The organism is Rossellomorea sp. DUT-2, from assembly GCF_052665285.1.
Genome location: NZ_JBQPEO010000004.1, coordinates 321,719 through 341,113, shown reverse-complemented (window position 1 = coordinate 341,113; position 19,395 = coordinate 321,719). Strand labels below are relative to the sequence as shown.

18 protein-coding genes are annotated in these 19,395 nt (G+C 41.8%); 7 read left to right on the top strand and 11 right to left on the bottom strand.

Annotation, left to right across the window (positions count from 1 at the left end; translation table 11 throughout):
- Nucleotides 1–172: 172 nt before the first annotated feature.
- The 4 genes from ACOSV2_RS16905 to ACOSV2_RS16890 all read left to right on the top strand — a co-directional run bounded on the left by ACOSV2_RS16905 (nt 173) and on the right by ACOSV2_RS16890 (nt 5,010).
- The gene (locus ACOSV2_RS16905; protein WP_428976157.1) at nt 173–1,135 is read left to right on the top strand and encodes an ABC transporter substrate-binding protein; all 963 of its coding nucleotides are present in this window, start codon (nt 173–175) and stop codon (nt 1,133–1,135) included.
- Between the two features lie 169 nt (nt 1,136–1,304).
- Complete coding sequence (locus tag ACOSV2_RS16900; RefSeq protein WP_428976156.1) at nt 1,305–2,810, top strand: spore germination protein; 1,506 nt, start codon at nt 1,305–1,307, stop codon at nt 2,808–2,810.
- Nucleotides 2,811–2,827: 17 nt separating this feature from the next.
- Nucleotides 2,828–3,916: a GerAB/ArcD/ProY family transporter gene (locus ACOSV2_RS16895; protein WP_324745279.1), complete on the top strand. Its 1,089-nt coding sequence runs from the start codon at nt 2,828–2,830 to the stop codon at nt 3,914–3,916.
- Complete coding sequence (locus tag ACOSV2_RS16890) at nt 3,913–5,010, top strand: Ger(x)C family spore germination protein (RefSeq protein WP_428976155.1); 1,098 nt, start codon at nt 3,913–3,915, stop codon at nt 5,008–5,010. Before ACOSV2_RS16895 ends, ACOSV2_RS16890 begins: the two co-directional genes overlap by 4 nt.
- Before the next feature lie 42 nt (nt 5,011–5,052).
- On the opposite strand, the gene ACOSV2_RS16885 is transcribed toward ACOSV2_RS16890, so the two are convergent.
- Nucleotides 5,053–6,093: an oxidoreductase gene (locus ACOSV2_RS16885; RefSeq protein WP_428976154.1), complete on the bottom strand. Its 1,041-nt coding sequence runs from the start codon at nt 6,091–6,093 to the stop codon at nt 5,053–5,055.
- Nucleotides 6,094–6,217: 124 nt separating this feature from the next.
- Between ACOSV2_RS16885 and ACOSV2_RS16880 the strand changes: the two genes are divergently transcribed.
- Nucleotides 6,218–6,532, top strand: coding sequence for a thioredoxin family protein (locus tag ACOSV2_RS16880; protein ID WP_113969049.1), 315 nt, complete (start codon nt 6,218–6,220; stop codon nt 6,530–6,532).
- 79 nt (nt 6,533–6,611) lie between these two features.
- On the opposite strand, the gene ACOSV2_RS16875 is transcribed toward ACOSV2_RS16880, so the two are convergent.
- The 5 genes from ACOSV2_RS16875 to ACOSV2_RS16855 form a co-directional block, all read right to left on the bottom strand.
- Nucleotides 6,612–8,036 (bottom strand): esterase/lipase family protein, encoded by a 1,425-nt coding sequence (locus tag ACOSV2_RS16875; RefSeq protein WP_428976153.1) that lies wholly within the window; start codon nt 8,034–8,036, stop codon nt 6,612–6,614.
- 212 nt (nt 8,037–8,248) lie between these two features.
- Nucleotides 8,249–9,430, bottom strand: a complete 1,182-nt coding sequence (locus ACOSV2_RS16870) for a GTP-binding protein (protein WP_428976152.1) — start codon at nt 9,428–9,430, stop codon at nt 8,249–8,251.
- A 41-nt stretch (nt 9,431–9,471) separates the two neighbouring features.
- Entirely contained in the window at nt 9,472–10,629 is a 1,158-nt protein-coding gene (locus ACOSV2_RS16865; protein ID WP_428976151.1) for a hypothetical protein, read from the bottom strand.
- Nucleotides 10,630–10,725: 96 nt separating this feature from the next.
- Entirely contained in the window at nt 10,726–11,628 is a 903-nt protein-coding gene (locus ACOSV2_RS16860; RefSeq protein ID WP_428976150.1) for a TIGR03943 family putative permease subunit, read from the bottom strand.
- Nucleotides 11,629–11,642: 14 nt separating this feature from the next.
- Nucleotides 11,643–12,641 (bottom strand): permease, encoded by a 999-nt coding sequence (locus tag ACOSV2_RS16855; protein WP_428976149.1) that lies wholly within the window; start codon nt 12,639–12,641, stop codon nt 11,643–11,645.
- Nucleotides 12,642–12,831: 190 nt separating this feature from the next.
- Here ACOSV2_RS16855 and ACOSV2_RS16850 point away from each other — a divergent pair, with 190 nt between their 5' ends.
- Nucleotides 12,832–12,972, top strand: coding sequence for a hypothetical protein (locus ACOSV2_RS16850; protein ID WP_187443387.1), 141 nt, complete (start codon nt 12,832–12,834; stop codon nt 12,970–12,972).
- A 64-nt stretch (nt 12,973–13,036) separates the two neighbouring features.
- Here the strand turns inward: ACOSV2_RS16850 and ACOSV2_RS16845 are convergent, their stop codons facing one another.
- A complete protein-coding gene (locus ACOSV2_RS16845) occupies nt 13,037–13,192 on the bottom strand; it encodes a hypothetical protein (protein ID WP_428976148.1) in 156 nt (51 codons plus the stop codon).
- Nucleotides 13,193–13,307: 115 nt separating this feature from the next.
- On the opposite strand from ACOSV2_RS16845, the gene ACOSV2_RS16840 reads away from it, so the two are divergent.
- A complete protein-coding gene (locus tag ACOSV2_RS16840) occupies nt 13,308–13,487 on the top strand; it encodes an H-type small acid-soluble spore protein (protein ID WP_428976147.1) in 180 nt (59 codons plus the stop codon).
- Between the two features lie 66 nt (nt 13,488–13,553).
- Here ACOSV2_RS16840 and ACOSV2_RS16835 read toward each other — a convergent pair whose 3' ends face one another.
- The 4 genes from ACOSV2_RS16835 to ACOSV2_RS16820 form a co-directional block, all read right to left on the bottom strand.
- Nucleotides 13,554–14,933: an alkaline phosphatase gene (locus tag ACOSV2_RS16835; RefSeq protein WP_428976146.1), complete on the bottom strand. Its 1,380-nt coding sequence runs from the start codon at nt 14,931–14,933 to the stop codon at nt 13,554–13,556.
- Nucleotides 14,934–15,106: 173 nt separating this feature from the next.
- Nucleotides 15,107–15,964: a dimethylarginine dimethylaminohydrolase family protein gene (locus tag ACOSV2_RS16830; protein WP_428976145.1), complete on the bottom strand. Its 858-nt coding sequence runs from the start codon at nt 15,962–15,964 to the stop codon at nt 15,107–15,109.
- Nucleotides 15,965–16,144: 180 nt separating this feature from the next.
- On the bottom strand, nt 16,145–17,725 hold the full coding sequence (locus ACOSV2_RS16825) for a long-chain-fatty-acid--CoA ligase (protein WP_428976144.1): 1,581 nt from the start codon (nt 17,723–17,725) through the stop codon (nt 16,145–16,147).
- A 185-nt stretch (nt 17,726–17,910) separates the two neighbouring features.
- Nucleotides 17,911–19,362: a DEAD/DEAH box helicase gene (locus ACOSV2_RS16820; protein ID WP_428976143.1), complete on the bottom strand. Its 1,452-nt coding sequence runs from the start codon at nt 19,360–19,362 to the stop codon at nt 17,911–17,913.
- Nucleotides 19,363–19,395 lie beyond the last annotated feature (33 nt).

The window sequence follows — 19,395 nt, the reverse complement described above, 5'->3', positions numbered from 1 at the left end:
TTTCACGTTCAGTCCTTCTCCTACTATTTTAAAGAAGAATGAAACAACCGTCAATGACTTTGAAAATCATTATCATTTAGGTATTGACAATGAAAGCCTTCTCACCTATTATGAAAAGTGTAATTGATAATCATTATCACCCATAAACTATTTTTCAGGAGGATTTATACATATGAAATTAAGAAATTTACTATCTTTATTACTCATCGCTTCTCTTCTATTTTTAGCTGCATGCGGTAATAAAGAAGAAGAAAAAGAGGGTTCTGGAAGTAGCGATAAGAAAGAAGAAACCTATACAGTGGAACACGCAATGGGTACGACTGAAATCGAAGGAACTCCTAAGAAGGTTGTCATCCTTACAAATGAAGGAACAGAGGCTCTTCTCTCTATGGGTGTGACCCCTGTTGGTGCTGTACAATCCTGGACAGGCGATCCATGGTACGATCATATTGCCGACGATATGAAAGGTGTTGAAGTAGTCGGAACTGAAAGCGAATTAAACATGGAAGCCATTGCTAAACTTCAACCGGACCTTATTATCGGGAACAAAATGCGTCAAGAAGAACAATACAATCAGCTGAAAGACATCGCTCCAACGGTGATGGCAGAAACGTTACGAGGTAACTGGAAAGAGAACTTTGAATTATACGCTAAAGCGGTAAACAAAGAAGAAAAAGGTCAGGAAGTATTAGCCCAGTATGACCAGCGAATTGAAGATCTTAAAGGGAAACTTGGAGACAAACTCAACCAGGAAGTTTCTATGGTCCGCTTTTTAGCAGGTGACGTACGCATCTACCATAAAGATTCATTCTCAGGCGTGATCCTGGATCAATTAGGATTTGCCCGTCCTGAAGGTCAGGATGTTGACGACTTTGCTGAAAAAGGTGTGACGAAAGAGCGAATCCCTGCGATGGATGGAGATGTGTTATTCTACTTCACATATGAAACGGGCGATGGAGAAGCGAACAAGCTTGCTGAAGAGTGGCTGAACGATCCTCTATTCCAAAACCTTGAAGTAGCAAAACAAGATCAAGTGTATGAAGTAAGCGATGCTATTTGGAACACTGCTGGTGGCGTCATGGCAGCAAATGCGATGCTTGATGATATCGAAAAGTTTTTCCTGGAGCAGGAATAACGACATGAGACTGGAAAAGGGACATTCCTTTTCCAGTCTTTTTATTTTTAGCCTTCTATCAATCCAGCAGACCTTTACGTTTTTTCCCACTTCCCCCATAACTTTTCATAATTCTCCTAATTTCGGAAACACTACAGGATAGACCATACATCGAACATGAGGGATTAGTATGTTTCCATTCTTTAGAAATAAGAAAAACACCGATAACACGAAGAAAAAACAGACCTACGAAAACTTTAAGCAGGAAGCTGAGAAATCAGCCGACTATAAACAAGCCTTTTATCAGAACCCTCATACAGGGGCAAAATTCAGTCTGCATTTCATTACCACCCTGATTGATGGGAAAATCCTGCAGGAGGATGTTCTTCCCTCCTTACTTTCAAAAGACTTTCATTCATTTGATGATTTAAAGACGTTGGTTCCTGTCCTGGATATAGAAGTATCCAACGATGAAGCACAAATTGAACAAAAGCTTTTTAACGGATATACCTTGTTAACGATTGATGCCTCAAACCGGAAATTTGCCTTCATCGCTACGAAAAATGAAATGGGAAGAAAGGTTTCCCAACCGGAAGTGGAGTTCAGTGTGGTTGGTCCTAAAGAGGCCTTTGTGGAATCACTCAGTGACAACCTGAACCTTCTCCGTAAACGTCTTCCCATTAAAGAACTGCTGGTGGAAGAATTTAATATGGGAAAACTGACTCACACGAGGGTCGCCCTGGTTTATCTTGATGGATTGGTGGATGAAGCCAATGTGAATACGATGCGGCAACGTTTACGAGCCGTGGATTTTGATCAAATCATGGATAGTTCATTTATTGAACAGCTCATTGCCGATAATAGTAATTCCCCTTTCCCCCAACTTTTGGATTCAGAACGGCCGGATCGAGTCGCTTCTGTACTGGTAGAAGGGAAGGTGGCCGTGATGGTGGATGGATCGCCTCACGCATTGATTGGACCCACGACTCTCGTTGAGTTCTTTAATGCCTATGAGGATTATTTCTTGAATTTCTCGATCGCCTCATTCCTCCGTCTAGTACGTGTTTTTGCAGTAGCATTCTCGATATTGATTACACCCGTATATGTTGCTGCGTTGACGTATCATTATGAACTCATACCAAAGGATCTTATGGCCACTCTTGTAACATCCAGACAAGAAATCCCTTTGCCTCCTATATTAGAGGCGTTATTTCTCGAATTAACGATTGAATTATTGCGTGAGGCAGGAGCCCGCCTCCCAACCAAAGTTGGCCAAACCATCGGTATCGTTGGAGGGATCGTCATCGGGACCGCATCCGTTGAAGCAGGGATTACTAGTAACGTACTGCTCATTTTAGTTGCCCTTGCTGCGCTTGCTTCCTTTACGACTCCCGTATACCGCATGGGTAATACGATCCGCTTGCTCCGATTCCCCTTCTTGTTGTTCGCACAACTATGGGGATTATTAGGCATTGTTTTCTGTTTCTGTTTACTTATGGGACATTTATTACAATTAACTTCCTTGGGAAGACCGTTTCTGGAGCCACTCTATCCACCGAGAATGAAGGACCTGAAAGACGCTCTAATCAGGTTCCCTTTCAGTAAACAAGCAGGGCGACCAGAATATTTAAGAACGAAGAAACCATACAGATTCCGTCCATCTGAAGGAAAGAAAAAGCTGGATATAGACGAATAAAGGTCGGAGGTGATCAAATGCAAACCATTCCAGATAGAAGAAAAATATCCCCTTTCCTTGTTTTCTTTCTCATACATTCAATACAAGTCGGGGCAGGTGTTCTGGGGTTCCAACGAATCATTTCGATGAATGCGGGGTATGATGGTTGGATTTCTGTCATCCTCGCAGGTATCCTTACTCATGTTCTCATGTTCCTTATGTACCTTATTTTAGAAAAATCTGGAGGGGACCTTGTATCTGCTCATACTTTGGCTTTCGGGAAGTGGATTGGAAATATATTCAACTTATTATTTGCCCTCTACTTCAGTTTACTGGTGATAACGATTATGAGGACGTATATCGAGGTATTGCAAGTTTGGATGTATCCGCGATTAAGTACGTTTATGTTTGCATTTTTCTTCTTGATCCTTGTCTATTATATTGTGAATGGAGGAGTCCGTACCATTGCAGGTACCGCATTTTTTGGAACTGTACTACCCAGTTATCTGATCTTAACCTTTGCATTTACATTTAAATACGCAGATTTCCGAAACATTTTACCGGTATTTGATCACACCATCAAAGATATTTTAATTTCCACAAAAAATATGTCACTTACTTATCTCGGATACGAAGCCATACTGATGCTTTATCCTTATATTAAAGATGCTAAAAAATCTCAGAAATATGCTCATTGGGGGCTATTTACAACCACAACCATATACACCTTAATCGCCATCATTTCTTTTGCTTTTTTCAGTCAAAAGCAATTAGAAAAGACCGTTTGGGCCACCCTTTCCATGTGGAAAATCGTTGAAATGCCCTTTGTTGAACGTTTTGAATATATTGGAATCGCCAATTGGTGCTTAGTGATTCTGCCCAACGTGTGCATATCTCTCTGGTGTGCCAGCAGGACCATTAAGCGTATGACTCCTTTACGACATCGTCATGCCTTGATCATCATTTGTATTCTCTGTTTATGCACCTTAACTTTTATCACTGACCGAAAACAGGTTAATTTCTTGAATACAGTTTCAGGACAAATCGGTTTCTATTTCAACTTTTTTTACATACCTGCTCTTTTAGTACTGGTGACTATCATGAAGAAGGTGAGACAAAAACGATGAAACAACTTTCCTTGATCATTTTACTCATTTGTTCTCTTTTCCTATCAGGATGCGTAGAAAAGGAGATTCTCGACGATTTATATGTTGAAACCGGAAAAGCTTATGATTATGTAGGAGAGAATAAAATGAGAGGAACAGCTCTGTTCCCCATTTATTTATCCGATAAATCCATCCAAAACGGAACGCTGTCTGCAGAAGCATCATCCACGCGGGAAGTGCTGGAGAAATTAGAAAGAAGAGCCCAACAGCCTCTTGTAAGAGGAAGCTTGGATGTCGTATTGATAGGAGAAGAACTGGCTGAAAAAGGAATCATCGATGTTGGAGACTCCCTGCAAAGAGACGCCAGTGTTGGGGCAAGGGTATATATAACGGTCGTAGAAGGCGAAGCAGGCGAACTCATCAAAGGGAACTATGGCTTAAGAGGAAATGGAACGTATATTTCCAACTTAATCACTCACAACATCACCCGAAGAGAATTGCCAGAAACAAACCTGCATTTGTTTCTATTCGATTATTTTCAAGACGGAAAAACACCCTATCTCCCAATACTAAAGCAACTCTCTAATGACAGTGTAGCCATTACAGGTATTGCCCTTTTCGATAAAGACAAAATGGTCAAAAAGATTTCTGCTATGGATATGTTTTTCTTTAAATTATTAGTGGATAAATTTGCTGAAGGAAGCCATGTCATCAAAATGGGGAAAAAGCCTGGTACTGCCGAAAAAACCGTTGAGGCTTCAGTAACAAGCCTGATTTCAAAGCACAAGATTATCATCAAACATAAAGCTGATCCTGTTGAAGTGACAATGAGAATCAAGGTTAGGGGAATTGTCAGAGAGTATACAGGAAAAAAATTGACACCTGATAAAGTGGGAGATGTTGAGAAAAAAATGGAAAAGGATATCGAGGGAAAATGCTTAGCCATGCTGAAGGATTTTCAGGAATTAGGCATCGACCCTGTGGGTATCGGTCAAAATCAAAAGCACGGGGTACGTGGATTTGATCTTAAAGAATGGAAAGAAAGCATTTATCCCCGGGTAAGATTCAATGTCGACGCAAATGTTCAGATCTTGGAAGCTGGTACAGTAGAATAGCATCTATAAAGAAGGCTCCCTATTGTGGGGAGCCCTTCTACTCTATTTCAGTTTAATAACACATTTGCTCTCTGCACTTTCTTTACATGCTTCGATGATTTTTATCACGTGTAAAGCATCCTCTGGTTTTACAGGTAGAGGTTTATCCCCCTTTAAGGTTCCATATATCCCCAGATAGAACTGAGTATAATCGCCCTTTTCAGAAGGAATGACTTCTGAAGTCACTTCATCCCCGGATAGGGTTGTCAGTGTACCCCAGTACTCTTCATCTTCCAATCCCCACTCTTCATCAAGAGGGTTTTTCCCTGCTTTTAGATCATCCTCCTGACGATCCATTCCGTGCTTCATATAGCTTCCTTTTATTCCATGTACCTGATAGCGAGGTCCTGGGTCAAGGACTATAGAACGGGAGTACAATTGCACTCTCAATACGTCATACCCGAGTGTAATGTGGAAATAGTCTTCCGCTTTTTCCGGATCCCTTTGCGGGAACACATCTGCCTGAACCCATTGTGGTGTACCAAACAGGGTGAGTACTTGATCTAGGAGGTGAGAGCCCAAATCATATAACACCCCGGCTCCCTCGATTTTATTTTCTTTCCAACGATCTTTAATAGCCGGGCGGAAACGGTCGAAGTGAGCTTCATATGTATAGATTTGTCCTAAAGCTTCTTCTTTAAGTAATTTTTGGATGGTTAAAAAATCGGCATCCCATCGTCGGTTATGGAATACGGAAAGATGCAAGCCTCTCTCTTTCGCTAAAGCCAGCAGCTCTTCCCCTTCCACACTATTCGTCACAAACGGCTTTTCTACCACTACATGTTTATCAGCTAATAATGACTGCTTAATCATCCGGTAATGAAGATGGTTTGGTGTTGTGATCACAACTAATTCAATGTCTTGTTGAAGTAAATCGTCAAGGGACGAAACCACTGTTGCACCCTCAATGTCTTTCAATACTTTCTCCTCATCAGATGAAAGCACCGCTTCGATATGAAATTCCTCCAAATGAGAAAGTAACGGTCGATGAAAGCTTTGTCCTGAAAAACCGTATCCTACTAATCCAACTTTAATCGGTTGCATAATGTCACCTTTTTCTTTCAAAATGTATTCCCATATTATCATGTACAAGTTCAGACGAAAAATGATTCGTTTTACAAATGATCGTTTGTTTGTATAAAATAATGTAAAAAGGGAGGTTAACAACATGCAAGCAATCAAAAACAAAGAAACCTTTGAAGACCTAATCACTTCAGCAGAGCCGGTGATCGTGAAATTCCACGCAGACTGGTGTCCCGACTGCCGTCGTATGGATATGTTCATTGATGAGATCATGGAAAAGTTCGGTCAATATAAATGGTACGACATCAATAAAGACGAATTTCCTGAAATCGCCGAAAAATATGACGTCATGGGCATCCCAAGCCTGCTTGTCTACAAAAACGGCGAAAAAATCGCGCACCTGCACAGCGCCAACGCCAAAACACCAGAACAAGTAACAGAATTCCTAAGCGCACTATAACCCAAAGGTCCGTCCCTTTTTATACAGAGGGACGGACCTTGCTTTTCATATCCCTCTTGGTGAATGTCACCTCTATCAATTAATAGACATTCCCCTTTCCATCCACATAAACCGTTTGAATAATCGTTCTCTGAAATTCGTTCCCTTCCTGGGTTTCCCCTTCTATATCGATGGTAATGTTATGGACTCCTTCTTCAAATTCAGCAAGTGGCAGTGAAGATAGATTTTCAGTTGTAATGAGGGTGGTTTGGTTTTTGTTTCCGCTCTTCGTTGGGATATGGTAAATGGTATATGTTTTCTTCACAGGTTTGTCGTGTACATTCCATGAACCCATTAAAGATTCTCCATCCTCCGCCAACTGATTCCACTCCTTACTAACCCCTTTCTGAAACAGAATGGTCAGCATATATTTTTCACTTTGACTATTATGCGCCCTCATTTCCCACTGTCCCAGAAGGGGCTTGGAAATGATCATGGAATGATGATAAGCGCCAGGGAAAAAGCCCGTCGCATCTTCCGTCATCATGAACTGTTTATACACTTGTCCATCCGGACTAGTGAGCTCATAGATCGTACCCTGTTGATCACTGATCCAGTCCACCGAGATTTTCTCTACCTCTTCCTCGACAGAAAACTTCTCCACTCCAACGCCCATAAATGCCCCCCCTCTGTGGAGGACCGATGTTTCTCCCTCTTTTGCAAGCTCGCTCACGGCAGCATAGGAAACCTCTTGCACCTCTTCCGTTAAGAGATCCTTCAAATAAGGGAAAATCTCCCCGCCTTCTTTTATCGTCGTATGAGACCAGTCTTGGACCCGCACCTCTTTCCCATAAGGAAGGCGTGAACTTGTTACCAGAACTGCTCCATCACTTTGTCCGAATCGGCTTAAGTATAACCCGCCCCAAAACAGTTCAGAATTCACCCCTCCCCATCCTGTACCACCGAATGTATAGATTGGGGTGGCTTTGGCAAGTTCAAGTTCATCCGTCTCGGAACGGAAAGATTTCATATATCCCGTTTGCAGGGAAAACACGGCATTATTTTTACTTTTTAAAGCATTGGTTAACCAGCCGGCCCATTTACTATAGGCAAGGTCTGCAAGCTCTGATCCATGATGAGGGGACGAAAGAGTGATGACCCTCTCTACATAGGGTCCGGCACCATAATGAACCAATGCTGTTTGAATATCGATTCCTCCTTTACTATGTCCCACAACCACTACTTTCCTCTTAAAATGGTCGTAAATCTCATGAAGATTCCCTTCTAAGAGCTGCCCATTTTTCCACATATCTTCGTCTGGGTGCAAATCGATAAAAACTGCTTGATGCCCATATTTCCGCGTGAATTCCTGCAGATCGTTTTCTCGTATCCACGTGTCCGACGAGGCATGAATCCCATGAATGAATAAAACCGGATAGCCCTCCGACCCGTCTGCCATTTCATCTACAAACCACCTGCCCGGTATTCCTGACGAACTCTGTATCCCATCCATTTTCTCATGCAATTTCTTTACCTCCCTTTAGATATCCTCTCTTCATTATCGTTTAGAAAAATCAAAATATCAGCAGTAATGTTAAATATAGGAATAAAGTTACAAATTCTATGTTCGTATCTATTCAGAAGTCCAGTTTCATAATTCGTCATCAATACGATGAGACAAAAAGAAGACGAATGAAAAAAGCCAGGCACGTTCAAGCGCCTGGCTTTTTTCGTCTATCAATCCTCCACCGTAAAAGCAGGGATCGGGTCTTTAAATTCCGTCCAATCCTCTGTCATTTCTTTTTCTGTTAATAAACAGCTATCTAATGACTGCTCTATTTCTTCCCTGTTCATTTCAAGACCGATAAATACGATTTCGTTCATCCGATCCCCATGAACAGGGTCCCATTTCTCTGCTAATTCCACTTCTTCAGCAAGGATTTCCTTTCTCTCATTTTCAGGATAAGCAGCTACCCATTCCCCTGCACCCTGAATGATAATCGATGGACCTGCCTGGGATAATAAGCCCGTCATGTCGTTACGGGTCGGCAGCCAAAAGAAGCCCTTTGCCCTAACGATATCAACCGGCCACTCCTCCATCCAAGTCATGAAACGTTCCGGGTGAAATGGCTTGTTACGCCGATAGACAAAAGAAGAAATTCCATATTCTTCAGTCTCGGGTGTGTGTTCTTCTTGTAATTCTTTTATCCACCCCGCTGCCTGGCTGGCTTTCTCAAAATCGAATAGTCGGGTGTTCAATACTTGATCTAAAGGAATGTTTGAATGTGAAGCTTCAATGATTCTCGCTTCCGGGTTCAACTTATGTAGAACAGCTTTTAATTCTATTACATCCACTTCTTCCACTAAGTCTATTTTATTTAACACAATCACATTCGCAAACTCTATTTGATCAATCAGCAAATCCACTACTTCCCTTGTATCCCCTTCGTCTGTTGCCTCAGAGCGGTCCAGCAGCGTTTCACCACTTGCAAAATCGTGCCAGAATCGGTTGGCGTCCACAACCGTCACCATTGTATCCAGCCTTGTTTTACTCGTAAGATCTATATCCATCTCTTCATCAAGATAAGTGAATGTTTGAGCTACAGGGATTGGTTCGGAAATCCCGGTAGATTCAATCACAATATAATCAATATTTCCCTGATCGACCAATCGCTGGACTTCTATCATTAAATCTTCCCTTAAGGTGCAGCAAATACAACCATTTTGAAGCTCTACTAGTTTTTCTTCTGTTCTAGTGAATCCGCCACTCTTAACGAGGGACGCATCGATATTCACTTCACTCATATCATTCACAATAACCGCTATTCGCTTATCTTCACGATTATGTAATATATGATTTAATAATGTCGTCTTGCCTGATCCTAAATAACCGCTTAATACTGTTACTGGTACTTTCATGATGCACATTCATCTCCTTTTAAATTCGAAATCATTACGATTTAAACTGTATGGTTCACTATTCTTTCTGCTGCTTTCCTTGCACCTGAAATATTACGCGAGGGCGGCCCGATTTCTAACTCAGCCAGTGGTCCTGTAACAAATAAATGATTACACCATGACAAGTCCTCTTTCACTACCGGGAAACCACATTTCGCACACGCTAACTTTTCTTTTTGAATAAGTTTTTGCAGCCAGTCCACTTTCATGACCTCTTTTGAAAATCCGGTGGCAAATAGTATCGTCTTTGCTTTTACATTCGACTTTGCCTTCGTTAAATGTAGTATAATCTCATCATCTAATACATCCCATGATTGGATTTCATCTTGGATAAAGGTGAACGTGTTGCTTCGTTTCAAATTTCTCAACTTATTAGCTAATTCACTTGGCATAGACCCTTTATGACGGGCATGATCAATGACCTCTCTTCTGTGTTCGTACCTGTGAATATTTTCAAATCCATTCATGTATTTAGGTCCAAGCCAGCCTGGATCACTATCAAAATCGTATACTCTATAAGGGTGCCGGGCTATTTGATATACCTGTCCGGGGAATTGTTTGCTTAGCTTAACCACCATGTGGGCAGCGGAGATCCCTCCACCGATCACGACGATTGGCAGTTCTATTCTCGGAAAGGACTCAGCAAATAAATGTCCAACTTGTTTTGGGCGTGCCGCAACAAGATCACTTCCCCAAGAGGGATAAGCCAATTTATTATTCATTCCCGTTGCAATCACAATGTTATTCCCATGAAAATGGTCCAAATTACTGGTTCTCACTATCCAACCGTTATCTCCTTTCTCAACGTGTTCCACTTTTCCCTGAAACCAGGCTTTAGAGATTTTTATTCCTTCCAAGACAGCGTTACTATGTTGATTGAATAGAGGAAGAGCCGGCCGCTTATATGGTCCGTAGAAATTCTCTCCTCCACCCTTCTTAAAGGATTTCAGACTAAATGGATGTGTATCCAAATGGTGGACAAAAGGTGAACGCAAATACGGCATATCAATTAAACCAGTCAGCCTTTTCCATTTAAATAATGGCTCTGGGTAAGGATCAATTACACATATCTTATGAATTGGCACCTTTTTCTTTTTCACAAGATACGTAGCCACGGTGCATCCATGGATACCTCCACCGATTATGATCCATTCATACATATTCTCACCACCCGATTATGTCTATTAAAACGAAATAATTACGATTTATTCGTTATGAAAGAATCCTTACTTACATAAAAGTAAGGATTCTTTAGTTTATTCAATTTTTATAAAAAATTCTTCTACATAAGGATTAGCAGGCGGGTCGATTACTTCAAACACCGGATTCTTTATTACAGGCATTTCCTGACCATTAAAATCTACCTTATCAATCACGCCACTCACGTTAATCCATGTATCTGGTTCCAGTTTACTCAGTTCTGAATCACGTGCCAATAAACCATAAACAGAGGCATCGGCTACGCAGCATGTAACGGTGAAACGGGAAATGACCAATTCTTCCTCTGCAAATCCTTCATCTTTATAAACAAAACCTGTAAGCTGAATTTCTTTACCGACGAAGTTGTCAAGATTTTCATCCACAATACTTAATGTTTGAATATATTGTTCATCTCTTACGAATATTTTTTCTTTTTTATTTACTATCTCTTTCAACTTGTCGAAATCTTTTTCCACAGGAAATTCGTCATACGGGTCGAGGGTGGGATCGGTTGCAGTCAAACTTCTTTCTGCACTCTCATCTTGATTTACTCCGTTTTGTTCACTGGATGGCGGTGTTGAGAATAGACTATTCCCCACCTTCACCCCTCTCTTAGCCGCAACGGAACTATCTAATAAGTTATCCGGCAGCAGGAACCCCACCACAATAGGAAAAATAAATAGAGCATATACCATGCTGGACCTGATGAATCCTTTTGGCAGTTCATGACCTTCGCAATCACAATGGTGTTCTTTTGCAGAAGCTGAAGATGTCCCCCGGATGATCTGAATCGCCCCCAGGAGAATGAAAACCCCCAGAGCAAAATACATATAACCATGCATTTTGGGTGCGACAAAGTTTTGCAAGTTAAACGTTAAAAATAGTTTCAATACCAAGAGTGCATAACCAATTAAGATGATCCCTCTGATAAATGTATGAAATTGAATGGATTGCTTCACTCCTCTTGCCTCCTTTACACAAATACTTGGAATACCAGCGTGCAAATATATACTACGATTGTCACGATTCCAATAAAGATCAACACGAATTTTTTATTAAAGTAAGCAAGCATCAATAATGTATTCTTGAAATCAATCATCGGTCCATACACTAAAAATGCCAAAAGGGACGAAGCAGAGAAGATACTGCCGAAAGACGAAGCCACGAATGCATCTGCCTCTGAACATAGAGAAATAATATACGCAAACCCCATCATAACCGCCGGTGCCAGAACCTCATTCGACCCAATCCCCACTAACAGTTCTCTATCAAGATAGGTCTGAAATCCTGCTGCAACAAATGCTCCGATGATAAGAAATTTACCCATGTCAAAAAATTCATCACTGGCATGTACAATCGTCTGCATGAGTTTATTGGAAGAGTGATCGTGATGATGCTCGTGATCATGCTCTTTCTGTATTAGCGGGTTTCTCTTTCCATAAAACCTGTACAATAGTGCCCCAATGATTAAGGCAGCTATTAGAGCAATACCCATCCTGCCCCAGACAACCGTCATATTATTCTGGAACGCATAATAAGTAGATGCGAAGACTATCGGGTTTAATATAGGCGCCGTTACCATTACGACAATCGCAAGATGAGCAGGCATCCCTTTTTTAATCAGCCTCCTGGCCACCGGTACAATGGCACATTCACATACCGGAAGCAATGCCCCTACTACAGCTGCAGGAAACAAAGCCAGGTAAGGGAATCTCTTGGGAATGATCTTTTGTAATAACCTCTCAGACACAAATACTTGAATAAGTGCTGATGCGAAGACACCGATTAAGATAAAAGGAATCGCTTCTAATAGGATACTTAAAAATATGGTAATGACATTCGCCATCGAAGAAGTAAGAAACTCGTCCGGGACATACCCTTTCACCCAATCTCCCGCTAAAAATAGAACAATGAATAACAAAAATAATAGTATCCCTGTCATCTCTTGACTAAAGCTCCTCAAAGAATTCATTCGTTTACGTTTCCTTTCTTAAGACTGCATTTACTAATCGTAATCATTTCGCTTTACATTATACCTTATTCTTGTCCCAAAAAACTATGCTAAATTATTTTTTAATCATTCTTTAACATTTCTATTTGTGCATAACCTTTTGTTAATCTTCAAAAACTACTTATGAATAGAGTAGAATGGAGGAAATGATATGACAAAGAAAAACAACAAAGGCAGCGAAAATCAAAATTCACCTAAGCGTGGAACGACGGAGTTTGCTAAAGAAATTACGAGTGGAGACAATAGTAAGGGGAATAAGCACAATAAAGATCAGCGCAACAAAACGAAATAAAGAAAACCGCCCGATGGAAGATCGGGCGGGTTTTCTTTATTAGGAAAGGATTCAGCTGCTACACTTACTCGTCATCACCAGTAATCTTCACCGCGGCTGTATTATTTTGAATATAAGTGGGCGGTGCCGGATCAACTTCTTTTTCATTACTTCCATAAAATCTTTCATTCAATTCCATGTTTGCTTCGGTAGTGGACGTTTTCTCATCCTGCTTCTTCATGCCATCACCCTTTCGCTATTAGCGTATGGGAATTCAAAATGAAATATACACTCATCTTTAACTAAAAAAAGGGCACACTAACCAATGGAAATAGACTATAAGGAGGAAATGAGTAATGGATTATAATCGTGTAAAACAGATATTATCTTCTTCAGCTGACATTGAAGTGAAATATAAAGAGGCTTCGGTTTGGATTGACTCTGTTAATGAAGATGGTAAAACCGCTGTTGTTCATCTTCGCGGACCATTGGAAGAACGTTCTGAAGTCAGTGTTTCAGATTTAGAAGAAGCGTAAACGAAGAAAAGACCATGCGGTCCGCCTCAGGAAAGAGGGGCATGCATGGTCTCATCTATAGTTAGCTTATTTTTCGTCTTTGATCTTCCCTTTATTCTTCAATAATTCAAAGATCATTTTCGCTTGATCTGTGTTATCGATCATGCCGGAGAATTTCTCTTTTTGTGGACCAAATGCATACACAGGAACGTCATCTCCTGTATGTCCATCAGTTGTCCAGCCAGTGCCTGAACGTTTGTCGAAGATTCTCTCGATGGCATTATCGATTTCGGTTTGATCGCCTTTTTCTGCTGCTTTTTTCACAGAAGCGATTTCCTCTTCCGTCAGCTCAAGGTCGATATTTTCAGCTAATGTTTCTTCCACTGATGCACCATTTACGATTTGTTCTGCCATAAAGTCAGGAGTGCGTTTTGCAGCTTGAATCGGTGCCGGATCCCAATTGTATTCACCGTCTGCACCAATCGAGATTCCCCCTGTTGAATGGTCTGCTGTCACAACTACCAATGTTTCACCATTTTCTTTCGCGAAATCTCTTACTTCTTCAAGTGCCATCTCAAAATCTCTCATTTCACTCATCGCCCCGACAACATCATTGTCGTGACCAGCCCAGTCGATTTGACTTCCTTCCACCATCAGGAAGAATCCGTCCTTGTCACCTTTTAAACGGTCGAGTGCAGATGTCGTCATATCCGCTAAGCTTGGCTGTTCTTCATCGCGGTCGATCATTTTGTCCATTCCGACTTCAGAGAAAAGACCAAGAACTTGTTTGTTGTCGTCATTTTTAAGTTCTTCAGCGGATTTCACATAGCTGTATCCATCCTCTTGGAACTGCTTGGCAAGATTTCGGTCATCACGTTCGAAGAAGTCCGTCCCTCCGCCGAGCATGACGTCAATCTTATGTTCACCGTTAATCATTTCATCAAAATAGTCATCCGCGATCGCATTTTCGCTTTTACGCTGCTCTTCATGGGCTCCATAAGATGCTGGAGTCGCATGGGTGATTTCAGATGTAGCTACGATTCCTGTAGACATACCGTTTTCTTTCGCCTGTTCTAATACAGTTTTTACATCGGTTTTATCATTATCGACTGCTATTGCATTGTTATATGTTTTGACTCCACCACTCATCGCTGTCGCAGCAGCTGCTGAGTCTGTTACGTTTTCTTTCTCATCCTCTGGATAAGTGGATTGTAATCCGACAAGGTAAGGATCGAATGCCGTTTTTTCCATTTCGACTGTTTCTGGATTGTCATTCATGTAGCGAAGAGCCGTTGTATAAGGAACGCCCATTCCATCACCGATCATAAAGATGACGTTCTTGGCTTTACCGTTCTTGGAATCCTTCGCTTGTGCTTCTGTATTGTCCTGATTCATTCCTATTACACTTCCAAGAGCTAGTGTTGATACAACCGCTAACGGAAGAATCTTCTTCATTGACTTCTTCATTTACCCTACCTCCTATAATTTCGAATACATATGTAGAATAAAGGGGAAATATGAAGAACCATTTTCAAAAGGACTACAGGAGTGTAAAGGTTCTGTAAATGAAGAAAAACAGGTATAAAGTCACCTGTTTTTCATTAATGAAACTATCCAGTTCTTAGTCAATACGACCTGATCTATTCTCTAATCAGAGGAAGCGTACAGCAACGGAATGAGCCGCCTGACTTGATGATTTCGGATAAATCCAGTTCAACCACGTCAAAACCTTTCGATCTGATTCGTTCATTCAAATCTTGATTTTGAGTGAGACTGATGATTTTCCCATCACCGATTGCTAATACATTAGGGCCCATCTGAAATTGCTCATCGTCCGACACGGTAATGATATTATAATGCTTTTTGATTATCTCAAGATCCTCTTTAGAAAAGGCCGGTGGGTACACAAGGGCCCATTCCTTTGAGATGATCGTAAATACACAATCTAAATGAAGGATCTCTTCTTTTAAAGGCAATTCATGAACGGTAAATTGGGGGAGCTGATTTCGTAACGATTGGATGGCCAATTGGTTCGTCCGTCCACTCACTCCGATCCAAATATTCTGCTCATCAACGAGCACATCCCCTCCTTCAATGGAATGGAGAAGTTCATGATAAGGCACTTCATTCGTTTGAAGCCATTTCTTCAGCGTTTTCACTTCGCTCCGCCTGACATCGGTATTCATCGATGCAACGAAGAATTGATCATGAATCGTGAACCCGATATCCCTCGTAAAGACTTGTTCATTAAGCTCTGGTGAAGGTTGCAGGTGGATGACCTCTGCACCATTTTTCTCTAATGCATCAACAAAGTTTTTATGCTGCAGAACCGCTTTATCTATATTGATATTTTCCTTTAGGAAATGCTTTTGTGTTTCATTTATGATTTCATTTATTTGCATATTTTCAGGTGAAACAACGACCACTTTCTTTAACTTTCCATACTCATTTGAGCAATGGATTTTTTGGTTTGGAACCAACGGGGAATTCAAACTCATTCTTTACGCCCTCCATTTGTCTACTCTTAAAAACTGCTTTTCCCTGTTATTATGCTGATAAAACTTCCTTTTTATAATTTATGCGGAAGAATCCTAAACAGGGACGACGGGCATCCTGGATTTAAGAAATAGGGGCTTTTTTTCCGCAGAAAAAGGCATGCATCTGCACGCCTCCTTCCATTAATGAACCATTCGATCATGATCTTTCCAGAATTCTTTTCGGATCACAACCTTTTGGATTTTTCCTGAAGCGGTCTTGGGTAATTCTTTTGCAAAGGTAATACTCTTCGGTGCTTTGAAGTGGGCAAGCTTTTCTCTGCTAAATGTGATAAGCTCCTTTTCCGTTAAGCTGTGCCCCTCCCTGATCACAACCACTGCATGGGGCACTTCTCCCCAACGTTCATGGGGGATGGCAACGACGGCTGCCTCCAAGACACTATCATGTTCATAAAGAGCCCCCTCCACTTCAATAGAAGAGATGTTTTCTCCACCGCTGATGATGACGTCTTTCATCCGGTCAACAATTTCTATGAAGCCATCCTGGTCAACCGTCGCCATGTCCCCTGTATGAAGCCATCCATCTCGAATCGCTTGATTTGTGGCTTCAGGGTTTTTATAATATCCTTCCATCACTGTATTCGTTCTGGTCACAATTTCTCCAATTGCTTTCCCGTTATGGGACACTTCATTTCCGAACTCATCAACTACTTTTACCTTGCTGCCAATCATACTGTAGCCGGCCTTCGCCTTTAACCGGTATTTTTCTTCCTTCGTTCTGTCCTGTTCTGAAGATCTCAGGATGGATGTAGTGATAAGTGGTGAGATTTCAGTCATTCCGTACACCTGGATAAACTCCCACTTCAGATCCTCTTCCACCTTTCGAACAAATGCCGGCGGAGGGGCAGAACCCGCAATGACAACCCTTACATTTTGCCCGATGGTCCGCTTTCTGTCCGGATAATTCTCCAGAAGCATATTCAGAACAGTCGGCGCCATATGCATAACCGATACGCCATGCTTCTCGACTTTATCTAAAATCATCTCAGGGTCTACTTTTCTGAGCATCACCTGGGTCGCACCGTTGGCCGTATAGTAAAAAGGAGATCCCCATCCATTCACATGGAACATAGGCAGCACGTGAAGCAAGGTGTCCTGATCGGAGACCCTTAAATGATGCATGGAAGATAGAGCATGCAGATAGTTTGATCGGTGAGTGAGGAGCACTCCCTTCGGATCCCCTGTCGTTCCACTTGTGTATAGTAATGAAGCAATATCGCTTTCTTCCAGTTCTACACGATCGAAGGCTTCGTCGCTGAATGAGCCGCGCCACCCGTCATAGCCAGGATGTCCATCTGTAGACTTACCATGAATCACAATATGCTTTAAATTCGGCACATTAGACACGATCGGCTGCACCAGCGGATAAAGTTCCTCATCCACAAATAATACTTTGCTCTCGCTATGAGTCAGGATAAATTGATAATCTGATGGTTTTAAACGAGTATTCAGAGGGGTCATAATTCCTCCGACTCCATATACACCATAAAATCCTTCCAGCATCTCCGTCGTGTTAGGAGCCAGATAAGCGACCTTGTCCCCTTTCTCAATCCCGAATTCCTTAAGGCCCCTGGACAGTTGATTCACACGTGCATTCAGCTGCTTATACGTCAAACGTTTTACATCATCAATAATCGCAACCTTTTCTCCATATTGCTCGACTGCACGATCCAGAAAATCCGTTAACACTAAAGGTACATGCATATGTACAACCCACCCCTTCTGTTATTAATGACTATTATATTCATTATTTTAGCAGATTCAGTATATAGATTGGGAATATTCTGAAATATTATAGTGGTATCCTGATTTATAAAGTTTTGAAGGATCGTTCACCATTCTTTTCTATAAAAAAACATGATGACACATTGGTCACCATGCTTTTTTGGTTAGCGGCCTCTTCTATTTGAAGAGGATTTCCCTTGGCTGTTTCTTTTAATGCTGGAGTCGTTTCTTCTTGGTTTGCCAGAATCACTTGTTCTGGATGGTCTGCCTCTTGAGGGACCGGCTGAGTCTCCGCCACGCCGGGATGATGATTCTTCCCTTCTGGAACGATGGCTGCGTGATGAGTCACCACCATCACTATTACGAGACCGGCCTCCACGTGGAGATCTTGCTTTTCGCTCTTTGTTGGTTTGGATATTCTTTTCCCGTCTATCCTTCGCACTTTCACTCGTTCCCTTATGAACATGTGAGGTTTCCTTAGAAGGAGCCACCTCCACGACACGACGAGGCAATGAACGGCCAACACCTTTTTCAATCATTTCCAGGTCCTGCTTATCCTTTAATGCCACAAAGGTGATCGCAAGCCCGTCTTTACCGGCACGGCCCGTTCTTCCGATTCTGTGAATGTAGCTTTCGACATCTTGAGGGATATCATAGTTAAAAACATGAGTGACACCTTCCACGTCAAGTCCACGCGCTGCTACATCTGTTGCGATAAGAAGCTGAAGTTTCGCGTCCCTGAACTTCTTCATCACTCCTTCTCGTTTCGCTTGAGATAAGTCACCGTGCAGTTCATCCACCAGGAATCCTCTCGCTTTCAGATCTCCCAGCAGCTTGCTGACCCTTCTTTTCGTTCGGCAGAAAATGATGCCTAAAAACGGCTGGACATCATGAATTGTTTGACTAAGGGCCTCTAATTTCTGGCGATCCGTCGTTTCCACGATTTCCTGCTGAATTTCCTGTACTATTTTTTCTTTCTCCCTAATCTGTACATTATGTGGGTTGTTCATATAGCGCTTTCCGATCTTTCGGATATCCTTGGACATCGTCGCAGAAAACAGGGCAGTTTGACGGGTGAACGGCGTCTCGCGAATAATCGACTCGACTTCATCAAAAAATCCGATATGGAGCATTTGATCTGCTTCATCCAGCACCAGGAACGATACATTTGAAAAGTCCACGGTCTCCCTACGAACGTGATCAAGTAAACGACCAGGTGTTCCAATCACGATATGAATCGCTTTATTCTTCAGTCTCTTGATCTGCTTCTCAACATCCTGGCCGCCGTACACAGCTAACACATTTATGTCATCTTCCGTAGAAGAAAGAATCTGATTTAATTCAGCCGTTACCTGAATCGCGAGCTCCCTCGTCGGAGTCACAATAAGAGATTGGATCTCATCTCTCGCTGGATCTATTTTGGCAAGCATAGGCAGGAGAAAAGCCATCGTTTTTCCCGTTCCTGTCTGTGCCTGTCCGATCACGTCTTCACCATTTAATAACACAGGGATGGTTTCGATCTGGATCGGTGTTGGTTCTGTAATCGATTGTTCTTTTAACGCATTGACGTACTTAGGTTGGATTCCTAAGGAAGTAAAATCATTCATTGGGGTCACCTCTTTGTACCCCATTATACCTTTAACTTCTCT